Source organism: Ruegeria sp. SAZD011 (assembly GCF_059612545.1).
The window spans coordinates 1-22,120 of the sequence record NZ_JBXWQU010000020.1 but is presented as its reverse complement, the minus strand read 5'-3'; the positions used below and the strand labels follow the sequence as shown (position 1 = coordinate 22,120).

19 protein-coding genes are annotated in these 22,120 nt (G+C 53.4%); 9 read left to right on the top strand and 10 right to left on the bottom strand.

All coding sequences use genetic code 11. From position 1 onward, the window contains the following. The first annotated feature begins 12 nt into the window (after positions 1-12). Together AC2FLM_RS06435 and AC2FLM_RS06430 are read left to right on the top strand one after the other, a co-directional pair. Complete coding sequence (locus tag AC2FLM_RS06435) at positions 13-2,058, top strand: ATP-dependent nuclease (protein WP_496856637.1); 2,046 nt, start codon at positions 13-15, stop codon at positions 2,056-2,058. Between the two features lie 9 nt (positions 2,059-2,067). Next, entirely contained in the window at positions 2,068-3,909 is a 1,842-nt protein-coding gene (locus AC2FLM_RS06430) for a UvrD-helicase domain-containing protein (RefSeq protein ID WP_496856636.1), read from the top strand. A gap of 25 nt (positions 3,910-3,934) precedes the next feature. Here AC2FLM_RS06430 and AC2FLM_RS06425 read toward each other — a convergent pair whose 3' ends face one another. The 5 genes from AC2FLM_RS06425 to AC2FLM_RS06405 form a co-directional block, all read right to left on the bottom strand. Further along, positions 3,935-5,227, bottom strand: coding sequence for a mannitol dehydrogenase family protein (locus tag AC2FLM_RS06425; RefSeq protein ID WP_496856635.1), 1,293 nt, complete (start codon positions 5,225-5,227; stop codon positions 3,935-3,937). 871 nt (positions 5,228-6,098) lie between these two features. Then, positions 6,099-7,583: a recombinase family protein gene (locus AC2FLM_RS06420; protein ID WP_496856633.1), complete on the bottom strand. Its 1,485-nt coding sequence runs from the start codon at positions 7,581-7,583 to the stop codon at positions 6,099-6,101. After that, a complete protein-coding gene (locus tag AC2FLM_RS06415; protein WP_496856631.1) occupies positions 7,580-7,726 on the bottom strand; it encodes a hypothetical protein in 147 nt (48 codons plus the stop codon). Before AC2FLM_RS06415 ends, AC2FLM_RS06420 begins: the two co-directional genes overlap by 4 nt. 112 nt (positions 7,727-7,838) lie before the next feature. After that, complete coding sequence (locus AC2FLM_RS06410; RefSeq protein ID WP_496856629.1) at positions 7,839-8,585, bottom strand: DUF932 domain-containing protein; 747 nt, start codon at positions 8,583-8,585, stop codon at positions 7,839-7,841. A gap of 99 nt (positions 8,586-8,684) precedes the next feature. After that, positions 8,685-9,848: a type IV secretory system conjugative DNA transfer family protein gene (locus AC2FLM_RS06405; RefSeq protein ID WP_496856628.1), complete on the bottom strand. Its 1,164-nt coding sequence runs from the start codon at positions 9,846-9,848 to the stop codon at positions 8,685-8,687. A gap of 198 nt (positions 9,849-10,046) precedes the next feature. Between AC2FLM_RS06405 and AC2FLM_RS06400 the strand changes: the two genes are divergently transcribed. Then, positions 10,047-10,580: a DUF3768 domain-containing protein gene (locus AC2FLM_RS06400; RefSeq protein ID WP_234222065.1), complete on the top strand. Its 534-nt coding sequence runs from the start codon at positions 10,047-10,049 to the stop codon at positions 10,578-10,580. Positions 10,581-10,654: 74 nt separating this feature from the next. Here the strand turns inward: AC2FLM_RS06400 and AC2FLM_RS06395 are convergent, their stop codons facing one another. Beyond that, a complete protein-coding gene (locus tag AC2FLM_RS06395) occupies positions 10,655-12,274 on the bottom strand; it encodes a P-loop ATPase, Sll1717 family (RefSeq protein ID WP_234222066.1) in 1,620 nt (539 codons plus the stop codon). Positions 12,275-12,575: 301 nt separating this feature from the next. Between AC2FLM_RS06395 and AC2FLM_RS06390 the strand changes: the two genes are divergently transcribed. The 6 genes from AC2FLM_RS06390 (at position 12,576) to AC2FLM_RS06365 (ending at position 18,257) form a co-directional block, all read left to right on the top strand. Then, a complete protein-coding gene (locus AC2FLM_RS06390) occupies positions 12,576-12,926 on the top strand; it encodes a helix-turn-helix domain-containing protein (RefSeq protein ID WP_234222067.1) in 351 nt (116 codons plus the stop codon). A gap of 1 nt (position 12,927) precedes the next feature. Next, positions 12,928-13,395: a hypothetical protein gene (locus AC2FLM_RS06385; RefSeq protein WP_234222068.1), complete on the top strand. Its 468-nt coding sequence runs from the start codon at positions 12,928-12,930 to the stop codon at positions 13,393-13,395. A 115-nt stretch (positions 13,396-13,510) separates the two neighbouring features. After that, entirely contained in the window at positions 13,511-14,131 is a 621-nt protein-coding gene (locus AC2FLM_RS06380; RefSeq protein ID WP_234222069.1) for a hypothetical protein, read from the top strand. A 197-nt stretch (positions 14,132-14,328) separates the two neighbouring features. Beyond that, positions 14,329-14,688 (top strand): hypothetical protein, encoded by a 360-nt coding sequence (locus tag AC2FLM_RS06375; RefSeq protein ID WP_234222070.1) that lies wholly within the window; start codon positions 14,329-14,331, stop codon positions 14,686-14,688. Next, positions 14,688-17,099, top strand: coding sequence for a type IV secretory system conjugative DNA transfer family protein (locus tag AC2FLM_RS06370; RefSeq protein WP_496856624.1), 2,412 nt, complete (start codon positions 14,688-14,690; stop codon positions 17,097-17,099). Before AC2FLM_RS06375 ends, AC2FLM_RS06370 begins: the two co-directional genes overlap by 1 nt. Positions 17,100-17,384: 285 nt before the next feature. After that, positions 17,385-18,257 (top strand): replication-relaxation family protein, encoded by an 873-nt coding sequence (locus AC2FLM_RS06365; RefSeq protein ID WP_496856622.1) that lies wholly within the window; start codon positions 17,385-17,387, stop codon positions 18,255-18,257. Here the strand turns inward: AC2FLM_RS06365 and AC2FLM_RS06360 are convergent. The 4 genes from AC2FLM_RS06360 to AC2FLM_RS06345 form a co-directional block, all read right to left on the bottom strand. Continuing rightward, positions 18,175-20,037 (bottom strand): adenylate/guanylate cyclase domain-containing protein, encoded by a 1,863-nt coding sequence (locus tag AC2FLM_RS06360; protein ID WP_496856620.1) that lies wholly within the window; start codon positions 20,035-20,037, stop codon positions 18,175-18,177. The genes AC2FLM_RS06365 and AC2FLM_RS06360 overlap by 83 nt on opposite strands. 457 nt (positions 20,038-20,494) lie before the next feature. After that, on the bottom strand, positions 20,495-21,586 hold the full coding sequence (locus AC2FLM_RS06355; RefSeq protein WP_496856618.1) for a tyrosine-type recombinase/integrase: 1,092 nt from the start codon (positions 21,584-21,586) through the stop codon (positions 20,495-20,497). Beyond that, positions 21,586-21,822, bottom strand: a complete 237-nt coding sequence (locus AC2FLM_RS06350) for a hypothetical protein (RefSeq protein ID WP_496856616.1) — start codon at positions 21,820-21,822, stop codon at positions 21,586-21,588. Before AC2FLM_RS06350 ends, AC2FLM_RS06355 begins: the two co-directional genes overlap by 1 nt. After that, positions 21,815-22,120, bottom strand: a 306-nt coding sequence (locus AC2FLM_RS06345; RefSeq protein WP_496856615.1) for a hypothetical protein, incomplete at its 5' end; no start/stop codon positions are given. The genes AC2FLM_RS06345 and AC2FLM_RS06350, both read right to left, overlap by 8 nt.

The window sequence follows — 22,120 nt, the reverse complement described above, 5'->3', positions numbered from 1 at the left end:
TGGTTGCTCATCATGAAAATCAAACAGGTTTCCATTCGAGGTTTTAGACGACTAGAGAATATCACTGTGGATTTAGAAGAATCCGAGACTATTTTCGTCGGCCCCAACAACAGCGGTAAGACAACCGCCACAGCTGCATTCCGATGCTTCCTGGGCGAAAAGCAGTTCACTTTACATGATTTTTCAACATCGAAGCTGTTGGACTTCGATGGGTTTGATCCGGAAAACCCTGATAATGTACTGCCATTCATCGAATTTGATGTCTGGTTTTCTATAGATCCAGACAACATCGCTTTTGGTCGAGCATTTTCTCTCTTGCCGAACTTGTCGGACGATTTTTCCGAAGTTGGATTGCGATGCAAATTGGAGGCAAAAAGTGCGAAAGATCTGTGGGCGGACTATGAGGCAAATTGTCCTCGTGACAATGAAGGAATTCGAAAGAGTCTAAGCCATTTCCTCGGCTCCAAAAAAAATCTGTCCAAGCACTTCGAGCTGAATTATTTTTCTCTGGAGAAGACTGAGGATGGGCTTGTCGTTACACCCTTGGAGTCTTCCGAAGGGAAACGCTTGATCAAGTCCCTGGTCAGGGTTGATTTCATAGATGCACAACGGAACCTGGATGAGGGAGAGGTCGGACGAGGAAACCGTCTCTCAAGTGCATTTGCCTATTTCTACGAAAAGAACCTGGAAAAACCTGAAGCTGAAGAAGAAGCGTATCGTGTAATAAACGAAAACAATGAGAGACTGACGGACCACTATCGGGTTCATTTCGAGCCGTTGATGAATGTTATTCGCGATTTGGGCGTACCTTCGGCGCACGACAGGGATCTCAAGCTTGTATCCGCCCTCAGTGCTGAAACTGCCCTCAAAGGAAGTGCAGATCTGATGTATGTAGATCCTGCTTCGCTGCATGAATTACCTGAAGCGTATAATGGATTGGGTTTCAAGAACCTGATCTTCATGGCGGTACAGATCAGCCACGCTCATCTCCAGTGGATAAATACCGAGAAAGATCGGCCTCTGTGTCAACTTATCTTCATAGAGGAGCCAGAGGTTCATTTACACGCACAAGTACAACAAACCTTTATCAGCAATATCTGGGATCTTTTGAACCGCGCCTCTGAAGACGCGGGGACGCCTTCACCCCAACTCGCGATTACGACGCATTCTTCGCACATTTTGGATGCAGCGGACTTTGCCAAGATCCGATATTTTCGCCGATGTCCGTTTGCGCGTGAAGCGGCTGAAGGCATCCAACGGAATAGTGGCACGACTATACATAGCCTTAGAGACTTCACGCCAGAGCCCGTTGAAATCGAGGGTGCGGAAGCAACCGGTCCAGAGGTGCTCGACTTCCTGAAAAAGTACCTGAAGCTGACTCATTGCGATTTATTCTTTGCAGATGCAGCCGTTCTCGTTGAGGGAACAGTCGAAAAACTGCTGCTTCCCGCAATGGTCCGGCGAAGTGCAAACGGCTTATTATCGAAGTACCTAACGATCCTCGAAGTTGGCGGCGCATATGCGCATCGCTTCGTGGGTCTCCTGGATTTCCTGCATATACCTTACTTGATTGTCACGGACATTGACTCCGTTGATCCAAACAATGGGCGCAAGATTTGCCGCACAGATGCTGCTGGTGCGGTATCTTCAAATGTAACCTTAAAAGGCTTCTTAAACGACGTTTCGATCGAAGCCCTCAAAGAACTGGGAGCCGAAGAAAAAGCAAACGAGTTGCGCTTTCTGGCATATGAAATGCCGGTGGTGATTGTTCACGAGGGTGAGGCCATAGCCGTTCATGGGCGAACTCTGGAGGAAGCATTTGTTTACGAAAACCTTGCCTTAGTGGCCAATCGAGATTTGGCTGTCTCAGTTACCATCCCTGACAATCCCAATGATGTGTTCGAAAGCGTGTACAAGCAGGTCAAAAAGTCAGGTTTCAAGAAGACTGAGTTTGCGATGGATGTCCTGTCGTCAACATCTGAATGGGCAACCCCCGAATACATCGCCGAAGGCCTCAGGTGGCTTGAGCAGACTTTGACCCCTCAGCCGCAGGAATAGACCGTTGACATGTCGAAAAAACTAGAACCTACAGTTGCCGACTTAGAAATCCAGGACTGCATTCGCGCGGAAAAGAGTTTTGCTGTGGTAGCTGGCGCGGGTTCAGGAAAAACAACGTCGCTTGTGATGGCGTTGGATTTCGTACGCGATGAGTTCGGGCGAAAACTGAGAAGAGACGGTCAGAAAGTTGTCTGTATCACCTACACAAATCGTGCAGTCGAAGTGATCTCTACACGGCTGCGCTTTGATGATCTCTTCCTCGTGTCGACAATTCATGGATTCTTGTGGGGTGAAGTAAAAGGGTTTCAAGCTGATATTCGCGAGATCCTAAGGGCAATCATCATCCCTCAACACATTGAAAAAGCGAAAGAGAAAGATACGGGTAAAGATACGAAATCAGCCAGAGACGCGCGCGCGAAGGTGGCCAGGCTGGAGGCCGAACTTGAGGCGTTGGATGCTGTAGAACGCTTTGACTATGACGACCAGGCGATCAGTCGGTATGATCTTGGCCAGCTGAACCACGATGATGTGATTGCTGTGGCAGCGAACATGATCGTGGAACGCCCGCGTCTAAGGAAGATTTTGGGATTCAAGTATCCGTACATCTTTGTGGACGAGGCTCAGGACACATTCCCTAGCGTTGTGGAAGCGATCAATCTGATCTGTGCTGAACAGGGACTGCCGGTCGCAGGCTACTTCGGCGATCCAATGCAGCAGATCTATGATAAACGCGCAGGTTCTTTCGCGTCCGAGGACACCCTTGAGGTTATCAACAAGGTCGAAAACTACCGATGTTCCAAAGCGGTGATCACGCTATTGAACAAACTACGTGATGACGTGCAGCAGGTGCCAGCCGGTCCAAACCAAGAAGTTGAGGGAAGTGTTCAGCTGATGCTCGTCAACGCAGAAACCCCTGAAGCTCCTAGAGGACGATACTCGCCCGAACAGCTTGAACGTGCCGCTGCCCGGTTTCAAGAAGCCCTGGCGAACTGGGGATGGGAAGACAATCATGAAGCCAAGCGGCTATTTCTCGTTCGTCAGATGATCGCAAGACGTCTCGGGTTCTTTGAGCTGAACAAGCAGTTCACTGGGGTGTATGCCTCATCGAAAGCTCAAGACGAATACGAGAACGGCACACACTATCTGCTCAAACCGTTTTTGGACTGCATCTGTCCCTTGGTTTCCGCAACCAGAGACGGTGATAATCGAAGAGCAATCGATGTACTGAGGTCGACAAGCCCTGCATTTGATGTCCTCGGAGAAAACAAAGACGCGCCGTTGAGTGAAATGATGCATCGTTCCCGAGATCTGTCACTGCAACTCCTCGATATGTGGGACGGAGCGACTGTTCGAGACATCTTGGGTTTCTGTATTGAACAAAGACTTTGCCGCATTTCAGAACGGCTCTCAGGTGACCTCAGTAGGCAGCCGCGCGCCGAAGAATACGATGCCGATGTCCATCAAGAAGAAAAGTCGGATTGGCTTGCCGATGAGTTTCTTCAGAAGGGGACGGAGGGGCTTGAGGAGTACTGTGACTTCATTTGGGAGAACACGCCATTCAGCACTCAGCATGGCGTGAAAGGTGAAGAATACGACGATGTGATTGTTGTGTTCGATGATGTCGAAGCCGCTTGGAGCCAATTCAGTTTCACTAAGACACTGACTCCTCAAACATCCGGAGGGCCGACAGAAGGTCAGCTCGAAAAAAGCAGGAAGCTGGCGTATGTGTGCTTTTCCCGCGCCATGAAGAATTTACGAATATTACTCTTTACGCCAAATGCCGAAGCGGCAAAGAAGGAGCTAATCAAAGCTGAACTCTTTACGGACGAGCAGATCGCAATTTTACTATAACGTCCTGAAAATAGATATTTTGAGGTTATTTCTTGGAAAGCACCAAGCTCGATTCCATCAACTCATTCAGCTTCTCTTTATCTCGGGCAATCGAAGTGGAAATGTATCTCGCGTCGGTCAGAAGAAGCGCAACAAGATGGAACAACTCGAGACCAAGTCGCGGCGTCTGGCCTGTGGTTGCTTGGAAATTAACCATGGGCTCCACCACCTTCAGTTGAAGGTTTCGAAAAAACTCAGAGAGATAGTCTATTGCTTCAGGGTTCCCATCGGTCTCATGAACAAAAAGTTCGTCAAACACACCGATCCAAGGATCTACAAAGCGATGCAGAACGCGCTCAACGAAATCAACCGAATTTTCGAAACGCTCCAGAGTCTCCTTGGCAAAATTCTCGCATTCGAGTTCGAAGTTGGGATCGATAATCTTGAAATCTGGGTCGACCGACGCCACCGCAGACATTTCTTCAAGCACGTATTCTGCCCAGTCACGATTCTCTCGTATAAACTCATTGATGGTGGTGTACTTGTCATTGAAGGCTCTAAGGGCCAAAATCGTATGGGATCCGTTCAATACTACGAGCTTCATTCTCCTGTAGTCTTCGATGTTGTTTACGCAAGTTACAATTCGCGAAGTTCGTTCTTTTAAAATATCTGGAACGTTGTCGTCAGGCTTTGGCTGTAGAAGCTCACGTGAAATGTGATTTACGGATACTTCGGTCTCACCTTTATGCCCCTTGTTAGAAATATAAAGTTTGGCATATCGTTCGGCCTCGATTTGAACACCATTGGATTGATCCGGATTTACTGTGCAAATCCTGTCGACGACGGCGTCAATAAAAACAAAGTGGGTATTCAGGGCGGATGCGATTTCAGGGAATTCTCTTTTCAGGAAGTCTGAAGCTTCTTTTGATGTGAAACTATTTTCTAGAGCGAGGAAATAAATTGGCGACTTCACCCGTCCTGCCGCAACTTCTTCAATTATCTCCCTAAAGGCACCAACGTAGGTAAGCAAAGCGTTGCGCATCTTGACTGATGTAGAAAAAAAGACTCGATCCCCGGGCTCCAAACAGGACGCAAGGCCCATACTTTGTCCATCGCCATTAAGTTCAATACATTTATCGACCACAATATGTTGACTTGGATAACCGTCTGAATGATTGATGGTGTATTGGCCGCCAGTTTCCATGAGAGAAGCGATACAGCGCCCTCCCAAACCGTTGGATTTTCGATTCACCACGATGACGGTATTGCCAGTTGCTTTGGAGAGAGAAACTGAAAACCCAAGTCCAAACGCACCACTGCCAATATGGAAGTGTTTCATACAGGCTCCCCAACAAAAAGGAGTCCGCTAAGGCGCGAACTCCATGTTCTCAAATCTTTCAAGATTCTTCCTTAAATAGTCCACACGCTTACGGAAGTAAGCATTAGTATGGTAAAGAAGATCTAGCTCTTCTCTCTTGCGTTCACTCAAAGACTCTGGGCGAAAGGCAAAAGCCGTGGCTTCGATTACCGTCACCGGCAATCTTGATTTTTTTGTTGGGGGAAGAGCTCTATTGGGGAACAGTCGTGAATGGACCGGCTTACCGGTGCCGCGCTTGTAGGTCATAGCGGTGCTGCCCGTTGTAGTTTTTCCGCCCATTTTCAACCTATTATGTTGCAAAAAAGTTTCACTTTCCCAGAAAAGACATAGAATCGTGGTGGTGTCAAACTACACTGATCTGCTCGTAGGCGTAGTTTTGCGATGTTTCGAAAATACAACACCGATCTATTCGGTAAATTGCGCACTTTCAACGACTTAACTTGTATCAGATCAAGCAACGTCACTCTGGCCAGGAGGCGGTCTATTGCTCGTTCCTCGGATCTCCGGGCCGGAGAATCTCGGGGTCTTCAGATGGTCGAGAAGTGGGCCGTCTTGGGTCGCAACACAGGACTGACCGTTTGGCTAGGCAACGAGTCATGTCCCAAGGCAATTTTGTTCGAGAACTGACACGGCAAAGCCCGCCTTGTGGGACGGGTAGTCCCAAAATCGCGAAAATACGGCTCTGTTGAGCCGTATTTTTCGGTTCGAAGTCGGTGTTTTCGGCCTGATGTCGGAATTCGCCAAAATTAAGTGAAACCGGCTCAGCTGAGCCGGTTTCTAGGGTTCGAATTCTCGTTTAGTTTTGTTCCGATTTGGACCCGTTTTAAGCAGGTTAGGACAAGGTATCAGTGACGCTCTGCATGAAGCGGACACCCTCTAGGATTGCTGATGGTGCGCTGCTACTTGGTTCACCAGTCTTGGGTCCCTCTCGAAGTGAGACCAACCACTCAGCGGGGTCCGAGATCAACTCCCCATCCAAGACGCGGGGGGTGACGAGGCAATTTCGGATCAGTTCACGCTTCTTCGGTGACGGCGCCGCGTCATACAGAGATGAAAGATCGGCTGCCAATTCGATGAGCGTTTTCAGATCCATTTCCTCAGCGCGGCTGCGTTCCAGCGCATCGAGTTCTTCTCGCAGCTGCTGCCGCTCAAACTCGACATTCTGTTTGCGCATTTCGTAGGCCGGTTTGTCGATCGCGCCATCGACCAGGAGGTCGGTCAATCGGTCAAGGCGGGCAGCGGCATCGGACATCCGTAACCGCAGCGACTTTTCGACATCGTCAAATCCATCCTTGTTGAGCCAGGTGCGTAGATTGGATTCTAGAGTGACTTGATCTTCAGGTGAGATTTCCAAGCTGGCCAGTTTTTCGCGCAAGGCTTCTTCCAGACGATCTTCCCGAACAGCACCGCGCCCGCATCTCGAAGTGTGACAGCGGTAGTAGACGTGGGCTTTTTGGTGCTCACCAGTCAGAACTCGACCGCAAGCACCACAGGTAAACAAGCCCCGAAACAACAATTCGTGCTTGGTTGATTTCTTGGCAAAGCGCTTAGCCTTAATCGCGGCGACACGCCGAAACTGAGTGGTCGAAACCAGCGGCTCATGTGCGCCGTCGTAGAGCTTGCCGCGAACGAGCATATTTCCGCAATAGAAAGGATTGCGGAGGATGCTTTCGATGTTGCGCCGGACTACCGGTCGCTCGCCGAAGCCTTTGAGGCCGCGCCGCCGCATTTCTTCGGTCAGGCTGGTGATGGAGTAGTCACCGCTGCAATAAAGCTCAAAGACCTGGCGTACCAAGGGCGCTTTGATCGGATCGATGGTTTTGACGTTGCCGCCGCCGGTATCAAGATATCCAAGCGGCGCTCGGAACGGATAGACGCCATTCTTGATGCGCCCGTAGATGCCCTTTTTCACCTCTTGGCTGAGGTTGCGGCTGTAGTCGGCAGCAAGGGCCATCTGGATGTCGGCCAATAACTGCCCGCCACGCGTGCCGAAATCGAGGCTATCTGCCGCGAAATACACATCAATGCCCAACTTGGCCACATCGTGCAGCCGGGACCAATCCGAGAAGTTGCGTGCGGTCCTGTCCACCTTGTGAAGAACAAGCCCTTCGGCAGCTCCCGAAACCAAGGTATTCATCATCTCGCCGAAAATTGGACGACCGGTTTTCGAGGCCGTTTCCCGCTCTTCGAACCACTGGACGATCTCTAGGTTGTTTTGACTCGCAAAGCCCGTGATTGCGTCTTTTTGGGCTTCTAGAGAGGCGCCGTCACCTTGCCGCTCTGTTGAAACCCGGATGTATCCAAAACAGGGCTTCATGGGTCTTCTTCGTTATCGCCCGACTCTACCAAATCCTCGGAAAATTGCGAATCAAGCCATGGCCAGTTGCCAGTTTTCTTGAGGTGTTCATACACTGCTTTGCAGAGGTTGAGATGTCGTTGAAGATGTTCGTCCTTGTTCATGTTCCCATTCTACGGACCACGGAATACAGGCATAGGCAGCCACAAACGACCACAAGCGATATCGTATCACCATAGAAAATGCGGCCCGGTGTTGGGCCGCATTGAGAGCGCATTATTGCGCCGCCAGTTCAGCACTAGCTGTAGCATTGCCATTGAGGCATGTCGCATCGATCACATCATGCAACCGGCTTGTGAGCGCCGGTTGTTCGGCAATCCTGCCCTCCAACGCGTGAGTCACACAGTTGAAGAGTCGCCAGGCGGTCTTCACGCCCCAATCGTGGGGCGGATTCTCCCAGCGCTCCATCACCGACGCGATGCGGGTCACGGTGATGACCTCGGCACGGTAGAGCTCCAGGACGGCATGATCGACGAGCGACTGCGAGAGGTTCGCCGACCGGTAGCGCGAGATCACCCGATGTTGGGCTTCACGCTGGTCCGCCAGCGGTTCAATCAGATCGCCGACCAGGCCGGGCAAATCGCGCTTGGCCTGCGCTGTGTGTTTACGGCGCACGACATGATCGGCGATGAAGGCCAGGTTGTCGCAGACGAAGACCCTTGATCCGAACGAGATGCCGATCGGGAAGGTCTTGTCGTGGCTGTTTCGCAGACCCACCGTGTCGGTGTAGTCGCCGTAGGTGCTCCGAAGCGACAACACCCCGAAATACCGCATTCCATCCGGCGTCACCCCGTGGTGTTCTTCTTCCACGGTATGGCCGTAGAAGCCGAGGGTGAGCCGGACCACGTCCACCAAGCGGTGGTGTGGAATCGGCACATGGGTTTGTGTCGCCTCCGGTGTTTCCAACTGGCGAAGGCCGTCATAGTCAAGCGGGCTTGCGCCCGCGTGCAGCATGAGCGTCATGGCTTGTCTCCATTGATGTTTGGGAAAGGAACGATGTCCGAAGCCCATTCTACGCCCATGCCGCCACGGTCCTAGGCGCACAGATATCGCTGCATCCGATCACTGCAACGGCGGGTCCATCGTGGCCGAGAAGGTGCGAACCCGCTCACCGCGCACCATCAACTGAATGAAAGCCCGATAGTTCGGAAGATTAACCAGATCGGGGATTTCCACGGTTCCGAGTTGCCGGTGAAAGGTTGGGGCGTCCTGCGCGCCAAGGCGAAACACCACCAAGCTACCGGCGTTACCGGTGGCTGCCTCGAACACCTCACGATCGGTCTGCACGATATGCTGATGCGCCAGGACAAGCCCGAGCCCGTATTTCCGAGCCTCAGCCAGCATTCCGGCAAAAACCGATGTCGTGAAGGAATGGAATTCGTCAATGTACAGAAAGAAGGGGCGGCGGTCATCTTCCGGCAGGTTGTGCCGGGTGAAGACGGCATTGAGAACGCTGCTTACGATTAGGCCACCCATGACATTGGCGTTGTCGCTGCCCAAACGGCCTTTGGCGAGATTGACGATCAGGCACTGCCCGTCATCCATGATCCGGCGAAAACGCAGCGGCTCTTCTGGTTCGCAGATCGCTTTGCGCAAGGTTGGGTTTGCCAAGAACGCCCCGAGCTTGTTGGCAATCGGCGCGACGCCATCGACCGCCGTCTGGTAGTTCATGTTGGGGTATTCCTTGGTCCAGAAGGCAAAGACCTGCGGATCGGTGACGCGGGCCACCACCGAACGGCGAAAATCCTTCTCGACGAAGAGACGCCCAATTTCCCGGATATCGGCCGAGGGCTGCTCCAAGAGCGCCAGAACGGCGTAGCGCAGCAGGTGCTCCATGCGAGCGCCCCAGGCGTCCTTCCACTGCTTCTTAAGGCTCTCGATGAAACCCGAGGCCACCAGGGGCCGATAGTCGGCACCAACGCGGGTCAGCGGGTTGTATCCTAAGGGGCTCTCAGGATCGGCGACATTCCAGTAGATGTGCGGCGTATCGAGCGTTCGGCTGAGTCCTTCGGCCAGATCGCCATGAGGGTCGACGAGGCAGAAGCCGATGCGGTTCTTTGCGTCCTGTCGCGCTAGGTTGGCCAGCAAGGTGGATTTACCGGTGCCGGTCTGACCGATGATGTACAGATGCATGAGCCGGTCGGCGAGGCGGATGCCAAATGAAAAATCGCCATAGCGATAATGCGCTCGGCCGAGCGTGGTGACGTGATCCGGATTGAAGTGCATCCGGCCATTGTCCGATGCCGAACCCCGCGACCCTAGTTCACCGGCCAGCCTGCACCAGGATATCGCTTCCGCCGATGCCCCGGCTCCTAGCCGGAAATCCACTCCGAGCTATCATTGCACCAGAACGTTCCTTCCCAGGTCGCCTCTCTCCGGGTGGCGCGGGTCATTCCGACCTGCGCACCCGAAAAGGAGGTGACTATGGGAATTATGCAAGATGATGATGTCGGCGACATTGGCGCTGTGCCGGTCTGCAAGAGCTGCGGCTCGGAACGGGTGGCGCTCGATGCCTGGGCATGCTGGAACCCGGAATATGGGCTTTGGGAGCTGGAGAACGTTTTCGACGATGCGCATTGCCACGCCTGCGAGGGTGAGACGACGCTGGTCTGGAAACGCCTCGACGGGGCTGTACCGCGCCAGGCGATCCGCGAGCTCAATGACAGGTTCCGGCGCGACGGACTGGGCAACGGCTCGGTCATGGTGACGAGCGGGGTGCAGGCATTTGGCGCGGAGTTCGTGCTGAAGGCGGTTCAGGCGGTTCGGACCTTTGACCAGTTTTCAGAGGACAACGATCCCTGGGGCGAGCACGATTTCGGCGCGGTCGAAGTCGATGGCGCTCGGATCTTCTGGAAGATCGATTGTTACGATCCGACGCTGACCGCTGGATCGGAGAATCCGGCCAACGAAGCTCTTACCCACCGGGTCCTGACCATCATGCTCGCTGGTGAATACTGATCAAGCCGCCCCAAAAGAGGGGCGGTTTTTTCCAGGCAAAGTGATGTTTTTGGATTTCCTTGAGTTCCAAGCACCTACAAAATATCCAAACTGTGTATCAGTCCATTATGGACGCAGATATTTTCGTCCATGTTCATGACCTTTACGTCACTGTCATAGGCAAATACCCGGTGGTTTCCGGTTGTGATATTTCCAATTACGTTGAAATGGAAAAGCAGCTTTAGGACTTGGCTTTCAGTCAGAGTTTTGTTGCTAGATGAGTTCTGATTCAAATACTCGCGATACCTATCGTTGAACTCTTTTCTGGTAAAGATTGGCTTCCTAATCCTTGACAACACTCCAAGGATCTCAGCTACATCGTCGAGAACAGGGAAAAGTTCATCAATTACCTCCCGGCGCATGTATGCCGAGTGCCCGGATCCTGAATCTTTGATGTCTATGTTGTTAATCTTTTCATTACCTCTTGATAGCGCGACTTTTGCGCACTCTCTAACATGACTGATGATATCCCTCGGACGCAGAAACGTTCGACTAGTCAGAAACTTGAATGTGTCAATTGAGCCTCGCCTTGAAGACCCAATGCTGGTCTTGCGGACACCGAACACCTCGTCCCAAGCAGAGGAAACATCAACCGTCTCGCCCGTGGTGGTTTGGATCGCCCTTGAGAGTCTGAACTGCACCAGTTCACGCAGCTGACTTTCATCCCATTTCAGTGTCACCGCACGATCTAGCCATTTGTTTTTGTCAACGTCCCGACACAGGTCAAAGATGTCGTCTCGCAAGAAAATAATCGGCCGAATGTTGATGTCGGTGTTTGCAAATTCAGCCCTGATAACCTGAACTGCTTTGAAGAGACTGATCAATAATTCAAAATATGAATCCTTTCTGTCAGGGTTGAGAACATCCCGATAGTCTTCGTCCAATTCGTCAAAAATTACATAGTACTCACTGTCATCGATAACGGAGTGAATGAACTCCCGCATCGCTTCGTTTGCCTTAACATAGTCAAATTCCGCTGACTCTCCGTCAGATTGGAAGCCGCCACCAAATCCCGCCAAGTTGAGGCTGTAACTTTGGCTTGTGATTGTTTTGACTGATCGAGCAAGCGCACCTTGAACGTCGAAATCAAATGACTTCCGTAGGTCGAATCCACATCTGCTTCTGACTAGCTCGTTTTCCGCGAGCATCGAACAAATGTAGTGATAAATCACATAAATCCAGAGGGTTATATATTGATTGGGGCGGTTGTAGGCATCGTCTGCATGCCCATACAGCGAGTTGAAAGGGAAGTTTTTGAACGAAAGCAGTCGCGAGAACTGGTTGTAGGACTTCTGATTGTGCAGGTATTCTGCAATCGCGGTTTTCCCGGTCCCTTTGCGCCCTATCACATAGTTCTTTCTGCCGTCTTCGATATCGGAAACGTCGCCAAAGTGGAAAAAGTAGACTGAGCTATCTTCGTCTTTCGCTTCAATTGACCAGCGAGAAATTTCTCGTAGCACAGGTGAGTCCGACATGAAGTTTCCCAATGAAATGCATGATTTACCGGAATCCTTGACTATTTTGGAGCCAAGATCAAGCCAGTCATCGAGCACGAAGATTGGTTTTTGCGCGTTGGCACGAACCTGAAGGCGATGAGTGATAAGGACAGTGCCGATTCTGCGACTACTGAAAGAAAACTGCTGCGCCGCCGTCATCACCAATAACGGTCAGATATCCTTAGCCTGGATCGCTCACCGTCTAGCTTTCAGTATGGAAAATTCGATATCCTGGGTTCCGACAGGAACAGCATAGAAAACCACCCGAGACGCACCACCAGAGCGGTATGGCGATCACCGGAAAGGTTTCACCTTTCCGGCGTTGAGCACGGCCATGCCGCTCTGGTGGTTTTGTTGTCTATGAAGGTGGTGAAACATAGAAAATGGGGATACTGCGCCTCCTAGTTCGGGACGCGCATCTTTCCTAGACTGAGGCTCTATCAGTAACCAAGTAATTCATATGACAACAGAATTCGCACTCGACCTCAGTCTGGCGCGGCGCAAGGCGGGGTTCGTGCAGAGCGATATCGCTCATTTATTGGCGTCGCATCAATCACGGGTTTCCGAACTGGAGCATGGCGGCAAGCTGCCAACACTAACGGAGATAGTGACCCTGTCGCTGATCTATGGCCGGTCGTTCGAGAGCTTGTTCTCGATGATCATGGCGGATGCGCGGCGTGATCTTCAGAAGCGGGTTGGGACGCTGCCCAAAGATGTCCGGAATTTCGTTGGGACGTTCAATCGGTCGGCGTCGATCGAGCGCCTGCGGGATCGATTAGCAGCTGAAGAAACCGACCATGGCGGGCCTTAGGATGCTGTCGGTGGCGGCGGCATCCGGGCGGGTTGGATATGTCTATTTGGTCGGTGGCAGGCTCAAGGACTGGCGCATGTCCGGCAAGGCGGCGGAATCGCCGAGCGCGGCAGCCGAGCAGACCCAGAAATGGATCAACCGCCTGAAGCCCGAGGTGGTCGTCACGGAGAAACCCGAAGAAGCGGCCAAGAAGGGCGAAAAGACCAAAGAGATCATCGGGGCCATCGCCCGCACCGCAGAACACAACTATGTTCTCGACGTATCCGTGAAGCGGGAACACGATTTTGCGAACAAATATGAAGAGGCTGAAGCTCTGGTAAAACGGCACCCTGAGATCGAGGCCTGGTTACCAAAGAAACGCCGTTTCTTCGACAACGAGCCGCGCAACACCGTTCTTTTCGAGGCACTTTCCCTGGCAGAGGCTGTCATGCGCGGTGGATCGACCACGCTTGGGGCGGCGATGGGCTAGGAGAACCGAGGCTTGAGTCTTCAAGCTGCTACCATTTTGGAGACTACGAGCGACAGTTGACTCACGATTACCTTGGGTTGCATGATTTTTTTGTAGCTCAGAAGGGGAAATCGCCATGCAATCCTATGCTGCCGCACGAAATCTGTTCAGTTTCCTTGGCTTTTGCGCGTGGTGTCTGATCTTAGCTGGGGGCGGGCTTGCTTTCGTGAGCGGTTCAACCGTTGCCGAAATGACCAGATACGGGCAGATGAACGAGCTCAAGGTTGTCATGGCTTTGATACCGGGTCTCGGTATTTCCTTAGTTGGACTGCTCTGCTTGGCATTGGTCCAAATTGGTCGCGCTTCCGTGGACTCTGCAGAGTATGGTCAACAGGCCCTAAAGGTTGCTAGGGACCAGTTGGAGGTTTCCCGACAGGCGCTTCACATGAACGGCGCGGCACCTCAAAGTTTTGCGTCCAGACCCAACGGTCAAGATGGCCAGGAACGGAGTTGGTCGTTCGATACAGCTCAGCCCGAACAAGAACGCCATACAAAAGTCCCGGAACTAATCACGGAAAACGAACTTATGCAGTTGGACGAAAATGGCTTTCGTCGGCTTGAAAACAAGGCAAACCAGCTTGAGTATCGCGGCCATGTCTTCACGTTGAACAACGGAAAATACGATCTCGCCGGACAAACCTTCTACAGCGCGAAAGCTCTGAAGAACTACCTGAATATTCTAGAACCTAACGAATAATCTTCACTATGATGCCCCATACGATACCCCCAACCTCTATGGGTATCGTGTATGTGGATACATTGCGGAAAGGATCTGAACATTGTTAAACAATTTGTGTCGGCAATTTCCCGTGACTTCATATCTGAATCCTATCGGATACATTGTTCCCCCGACCACCCACCCCTCGTAGACTGATCTGGTTGCGGCGCTTTCTCATGCGGGTATCTATTTCCCACCACACCATCCGAAAGGGGCTCCTCCTGAAATCAACCTATCATGAGGTCCATCTTTCGGTTGCCTTCACGCATGAAGAGAAACAGATCATCCGGCAGCGAAACCTTTCGAAGATAAAGCTCCTTGATCGAAGACCAGCCAACGCACGGGTCGATGATCGGGATGAGAAGTTCGAATTGAAGGTGGGCGACCTGATGAATGGGCGCATTGATCGGTTTTTGTGCGCGAACCCGAGCCAGGCAAAAATCTACGAAGACAATCTTCTCGATGTGCTAGCCCAGATGAAACTCTGGCTCGATGACAACGCCGAAACCGGCACACGCACCGTGGTCGAATTCTGATGTCGCGCGATCCGTTCTCGGACACGATCGGATTGTTCCTCGTCTTCGCGATCGTCGGCACGCTTCTATTGATCGCTGTTTTTGTTACACCGATTGCGATAGCCGGGATCGTGGCCTACGTCGGCTATCGCCTCTATTCTGAAAGCCCGGCTCGCCTGGAGCGCATCGCCCGTGCCGAGACGGAAAAGCTATACGCCCATGCGCTGGCAGGCACTGTTGAACTCACCGATGTAGAGATCGACGATGCCCTTTCCCGGCACTGGCCACCAGATTTGCCCAAATCCTTGCGCCTGCAACTTTTGGATGTGGGGCGCAGGCTGTTTGAGCAGGAGGGACTCAGCCCCGAAGTGCCCCCTCCGCCAGCTCTGTGCAATTCGGTGGAAGGCGCGCGCTACCGTGACATGCTCGCCAAAACTGGCCAGGCGCGAAGCGACCGCACCATGGTACTCTCGGCACTCGACGTCATTTCCGAGGCCCTTGCGCCAATCGCAAATGCCGTTCCCCCTATCGAAGGAGACGTGCTGGTCGAGGTTACACAGTTTGTCCAGCCACTCGGGCAGACGGTGCAAAATGTAATCGCACCTTTTTTCCGCGACAGCGACTACATGCATTTCAAGGCACTGCGCCAAAGGCTCGATGCCAATCTCCAGGCGACCCATAGAACCAACCCGATCTTTCCTTCGGACTACAAAGGCGACGATGTCGTCGATACCTATCTGCGCGGCACGCACCTGAAGGACCTGTTTACGTTGAGGACGCCGTTCTCGATTCCCGAGGGTCGCCGCTTCGAGCATACCCACATCATCGCTGGCTCCGGCCATGGCAAGACTCAGACCCTGCAATACTTCATCGCCAAGGATCTCAAGGCTGTCGCCCGAGGTGATAAGACGGTGGTGGTGATCGACAGCCAAGGTGACATGATCAACACGATCCTGAAGGCGGACATCCTGAGACCGGATCAGATTGTGCTCATTGATCCCGAGGACATACATTACCCGGTTTGCCTCAATCTCTTCTCAGTCGGTCAGGACCGTCTCGAAGATTATGACCCGCTCGAACGAGAGCGGCTCACCAATTCCATCATCGAGCTTTACGACTTCGTGCTGGGTTCGCTGCTTTCGGCCGGCATGACCGCCAAGCAAAGCGTGGTCTTCCGCTACGTGACCCGTCTCATGTTCCATATTCCCAATGCCACCATCCACACGCTCAGGGAATTGTTGGAACAGGGCGGCACCGAAATACACCGTTCTTCGATCGCACGGCTCGAGGGCACACCTCGTCGTTTTTTCGAAACCGAGTTCGACAGCAAGGAATTCGCCAACACTCGCACCCAGGTGCTGCGCCGTATCTACGGTGTCCTGGAGAACCAGACCTTCGAGCGGATGTTCTCTCACCCGCAATCGAAGTTCGACATGTTCGAGGAGATGAACAAAGGCAAGCTTATCCTCATCAACACGGCAAAGTCGCTCCTCAAGGAACAAGGCACGGAAATCTTCGGGCGGTTTTTCATCGCGCTCATTGCCCAAGCTGCCCAGGAGCGCGCCACGCTTGCTGGATCCGACCGGCTACCGGTCATGGTCTATATCGACGAGGCACAGGACTATTTCGATCCCAATATCGGCATCATCCTGAGCCAGGCTCGCAAGTACAAGGTTGGCATGGTCATGGCGCACCAGTATCTTGGCCAACTCTCACAGGGCCTGCAGGAGGCGTTCGAGGCCAATACAACCATCAAACTCGCGGGCGGCGTCTCGGCTCGGGATGCCCGTGCCCTCTCGGGTCAAATGGGCACAGACGCCGAAACAATCCAGCACCAGCCCAAGGGCACCTTCATTACTTTCATCCGAGGATTGACGGACAGAGGCGTACCGATGAGTTTTCCGTTCTTCGTGCTTGAGAAGATGCCTAAACGTTGGCCTGAGCAATTGCAGGCGATCCGGGATCGCAGTCGCGCGGCATATGCTGAACCTTGGAAAAACGATCAAAAGCCGAAAGATGACCGCCGAGACGCTCCGGAAGGAACACCATCTGGCACCGATGGTGGCTTTGCGCAACACACGGGCGAAAAGGACACGAAAGACGTCCAGGCAAAGCAATCGCCTGATCCGGAAAATGCCGCTGCATCAGGGGATGGCTCGGAGGTCAAGCCTGAAAGAAGGCGGCGAGATCCCGCGCCCTCGGACATACGGCAATCAGACCCCAAGTCGAAAAAAGCATCGGCGCAATCGAAAAGTCGAAAAAGGGCCGTTCGCAATGACTCCGGCGACGGGAGCGTCGATATTGGCTGGGAACAACTGAAGAAAGCCATGGGGCCAAGCTTTTCGAAGCCCGATGAGGTGGAGAGCGATTTGGACGGCCCGAACGACAAAAATCACCCCAAGGACCCAACGGAACCGTCGGACGAGCTTTAACCGTTGGTCTGGAGATTTCGGTTCGTTGGTTTCTCAGTTCCAAGATGCCTTGGAAGCGGTTCCTCCCCAAAAAGGTGTATGTTGACCAATCGCGTGACGGCACATTGGATTTGTGTGTTGCGTGCCGGATACAGTTTCATGCGCCACTGAACATGCTCCTCGCGACCCGCTGACGAAATTGGCGGCACATACAGCAACCTGCCCGAGCGGACCCAGAACAGAAAAAATCGTGAGATCCAGGACAAGCACCGCGTTGGGACGCGCTGGTTCGTATAAAATGAAATCATGACACAGCCTAAAACGGATCGCCTCGGTCGTGCGACCTTCCACTATGTCGCGCCGGACCGTACTGTCCGACCGACAGCGCGTGAACTGCGCTGGTTCAAGCATATCGAGCGTCACGGCCCGCAGAGCTCGCAGTACTTGTTCGAGCTTACGCGCGACACGCACCGCTGCATGGATACGGCGCTGCGCCAGTTGCAAAAACTCCGCGCGGGAGGCTATCTCACCCTGCCACCGCAACAACGTGCCACCGAGCGGGCCGAATTCAACCCCTATATATATGACCTGTCTCAGAAGGCCCACGACCATCTCGCCGATTTAGGGATCGCAGAGCCGACCGTCCGGCCAACAGGCCACTGGTGGCACGCCTACCTCACGGCATGTGTAACCAGCTCCATCGAAATTTGCGCAACCCGAGTCGGCATTCGCTATATTCCGGCTCATGAGATTCTCGCGCGGAACAATGCCTCAATCGCGATCCCACACGGCAAATCGATCCTAATTCCTGATCAGCTCTTTGCGCTCGACTATGGTGGCCGGTACAGTGCTCGGCCAAGGCCAGCCTGCAACCAGTGTAGCGGGCAACGGCCTTCTTGCGCTGTGCGTGCAGATTTGAGCGGTATCGCCACATTGCTTGGAAAAGCAAACCAGTTTGAATTTTGGTTGACCGAACGAGAGACAGGTATGCCGCAGATGGTCTCAGTCACAGTTTCTGCAAAGCAGTCGTTCATACACGGTGCAGCGATCGACCGCTACGAGCCCAAAGCGGTCTTTGTTGGCGCATTGCTTTTACTTAATCTGGAAGTCCGGCGGCTTTCAGTTGCTCGGCAAGCCTTGCATTTGCAGACTGATCACCAGCGTAGCCCATACCACTGACAGCAACACCGATTGTCATAGTTGGGTACAATTCAGTGAGCCTTCGAACCGCTTCGGATGCGCTATCTGGCTTGTTGAGTGCAATGTTGCTGGCAACCTGGAATACTTGGCAGGCTGAATAACCCGGCGTCTTGGCAAGACAGTCGCTCGCGGCCTCTAGAGATGCATCGTATTCACCCTGTCCCCACAACGCGCGACTCATCGCAGCATCATAGTAACTGGGTCTGATCGGGTTCAGCTCGAAAGCCTTCCGCGCTGTTTCGACCGCTTTGTCGAACTCACCGATATTGGCATATGCACGGCCTAGAAACAGGATGTTGTCTGCATCTCCTGGCCCGAGTTCCACCGACCTTCTCGCGGCTTGAAGCGCGCCTTCAGTATCGCCAACCCAAGACCGAAGTATACCAAGTGCCTGAAATGCGGTCGCCAGCGTCGGGTCGATTTCAATGGCCTTCTCGATCTTCGCTATCGCCGATGACAGATCGGCTGGCCCGAGGTCCGAAGCCCAACCGAAGGCAATGGCTATACCTTCAACCCAACCGAGGTATAGCCAAGCCGGTGCATAGTCCGGGTCCAGTTCGATCGCGCGAGAAAGATCTTGTCTAGCCAATTCCGAATCTACAGGGTTCAGCCGATGCTTCCGCGCGACGCCACGCAAAGCGAGTTCATAGACGTCCAAGGTTTCCGGCGGCCGCCTCAGAATTTCACCCTTTTCGATTTCGCGAACTTCGGAGAAAAGAGAGCCGACAATCCGTTCGACGATGTCGTCCTGCGTATCGAATACGGTTTCCGCTGTGCTCTCATAGGCTTCGGCCCAGACATTCCTCCCACTTTTCCCGTCGACCAACTGCGTCGTGATCCTGAGATGATCGCCGCTGCGCCGGACACTGCCTGTGAGCAAGTAGTAGACGCCAAGTTGTCGAGCAATCTCGGCGGCGTCACTCGTTTTCTCTGCCACAGCAAAAGATGCTGACCGCGCCATCACTGTAAGCTCGGCATTGCGCGCAAGCTGCGTAATGATGTCTTCGGACATGCCATCGGCGAGATAGCGATAGTCTTCGTCATCTCGGAATGTTTCGAACGGCAGAACCGCGATTGAGGGCCGGTCGGGTAGCTGAAAATCCGCACGCCCCCCAAAAGAATTTTGATCTTGATACCACCATATTCCAACGCCGGTGATCGCGATCAGGATCAGAACCGCAAACACCAAACCGATGCGGCGTGCCAGATGTCGTCTGAGCAGGGGCGGTCGCTTCCTGGCTACGCCATCAGTTTGAAAACCGAAGACCCGTATGGGATCAGCAACATTCTTCAGCGTTTGCAGTCCAAGGTCGCGAAATTGGCCATTCACCTTTCCCTTGACCTGATCATGGGCGCTTTGGGAAAGAAGTATCCCACCGGGCTCTGAGAGGCTTTCAATACGCGCCGCAATATTCACGCCGTCGCCATAAATGTCGTCGCCCTCGACGATCACATCGCCGATATTGATGCCGATGCGGAAATCGATGCGCTGCTGCTGCGCGGTCCCGGCATTGCGATTTTCCATTCCGCTCTGAATTCCAACTGCGCATTGCAGAGCGCTTACGGCACTTGGAAATTCGACCAGAAGACCGTCACCCATCAGCTTGACGATGCGCCCGCCATGTTCAGAAACCAGGGGAGCGATAAGGTCCTCGATATGTGAACGCAGCGCGGTCAATACGCCCGTTTCGTTCGCACCCATCAAGCGCGTGTAGCCCACAACATCCGCCGCGAGAATTGCCGAAAGCCTACGTTCCATTCTCTCTTCCCTTGGGGACGAAGGCTAACTCACGCAGTCTGGCCATGCCAGAATGAAAGCTCGCTTTTCGTCGCTTTGCATTCCTGCACGCGAGAACTTGCTCCAAAGCAGGCAATTCGAGGACCGCTTCGTCCGCTAAGCGGCCACACTCCCGTGCCTTGTCGAACGTCCGCTATAACCACCCAAAGCCAGCACTTGTTTTCCAAACACTGTTGCTGAAAGTGTGTTCAAGCACAGTGTTTCAGGTTAGTGTGTTGAACACAGTGTTTTCCCAAGCCAGCGCAGCCAAAGCGCATCACACAGTTTATCGCACACCTCAAATTTGCCCAAAATACCCATTTAAAATCAACGCTTTAAAATAAACACAAGTCTTGAAAATCCTCGTGTCGGTGGTTCGATTCCGCCCCCGGGCACCATTCAAACTCTTGATATTGCTCGATATTCATTCTTGAGCCTTTCAGGGTTTGACAGTTTTCGTGAAGGGTTTGACAACTTTTGATCGGCGTTCGTTCTCCTTTTCGAGTGTTTCCATCGTGAGCCGGTTGCGGTCCGCAAGGTTGGCGGACCGGGAATAGTGACGGGCCATCGACGGGGTTTTCTGCCCCAGCAGGTCCGCAATCTGGCGTTCCTCAAGCCCCGCCTCGCGTAGCGTCGTGGCCACGGTATGCCGCAGCCCCTTGAGGGTCAGACCGGGTTGCACAGCTTCCTCAGCTTCCAGCTTCTTCTTGAAGCGGTGCCACACCGTCGAAAATCCGTTGTAGGTCCAGGGCTTCCCGGTGGACGTGGCAAGGATCGTCACTGCGTCGTGGGCCGGTGCAGCGTCCAGAGCGGCTTGCAGCGTCGGGCCGATAGGAATGGCGACCTCATGCGCCGTCTTGCCCCGGACGCCCCAGATCGTGTTGCCGTCGATCTGGCGACGGGTCAGCTTGAGCGCATCGGACGGATCAAGGCCGGTGTTCATAATCAATGCGACCGCCACCCGGACGTGGGGCGCAGCCCGATCCAGCACAACGGCGCGTTCCTCGACCGTCCAGGGCCGGTTGGCATAGGGCCGATCTTTCGGGCGCGGCTTGGGAATAACACCTTGCGCATAGTCCCGGTCGATCAGACCTTTCGGAATGGCATAGCGGAAAACTTGGCTCAGGAAGGTGCGGACCATGTTTGCCCGCCGCCAGCCGATCTTGCCCGCCGCCTTGTCATGGATACCCGACACAAGGGGCGTCGTGATCGCGGAAACGGGCGTGTCGCGGATCGGGTGCAGGAAGTCAGCGCATTTGCGATAGTCGCGCTTGGTGGCGTCCGCCAGATTGCCAAAGTGCTCAGTCTGGAAATAGGCATTGACCAGCCCGCCAAGCGTTCCCGGCTTTGGGGCTTGAGCCTTCCTCGTCTCGGCAATGGCCGCAATGCGGGCGCATTCCGCGAAAAACTCGGCCGATCCCAGCGGGGTCTTTTCCAGGTCGATCTTGTGGCCCGTGGCGCGATGATAGCAGCGCGGTTTCCCGTGCCGATCATCGAATATCTTGAAGCCCTTTACCCTGATCCGCGTCATTACAGCTTGTCAAGAATGGCGTCTTGCGTTGCCATCTCAGCCCCTTCCTTCATCGCATCAATCCACTTGTCCAGATCGCGCTTGTCCCAAAGGACCGTGCCGGGGCGCATCTCGACCGGCTGGACCGGGCATGTCGTCTTGAAGTGTTTGACAGGCAGGCCGGTATAGTCCGCCGCTTCCGCCTGTTTCAGCATCCGCTTTTCGATAACGCTGATATTGAGATTTGTGTTAGCCATTGACGCCCTCGCGTGCCAATTGCTGGAAAGCCTTCAGCGCGTTTGAATAGATCACCCGTTTCACCGCGCCAAAAAGTTCGTGATGTTCTGTTTGCTTTTCGACACGAAACTCAAACTTCCAAGCGTAATGCTCGGGAGCGCGTTCCTCGTTCGCAACCATTTTGTAGCCGATCTTTATCCATTCGGAGTATCGGGCACCGTGGAGAAGGAATGAGACTTCATAGGCTCCAGACTCGTTCTTTTTCATAGCCAGAACAAAACGGTTGCGGCGAGAGCGATGGCTGAGAAGAAGGTTTCC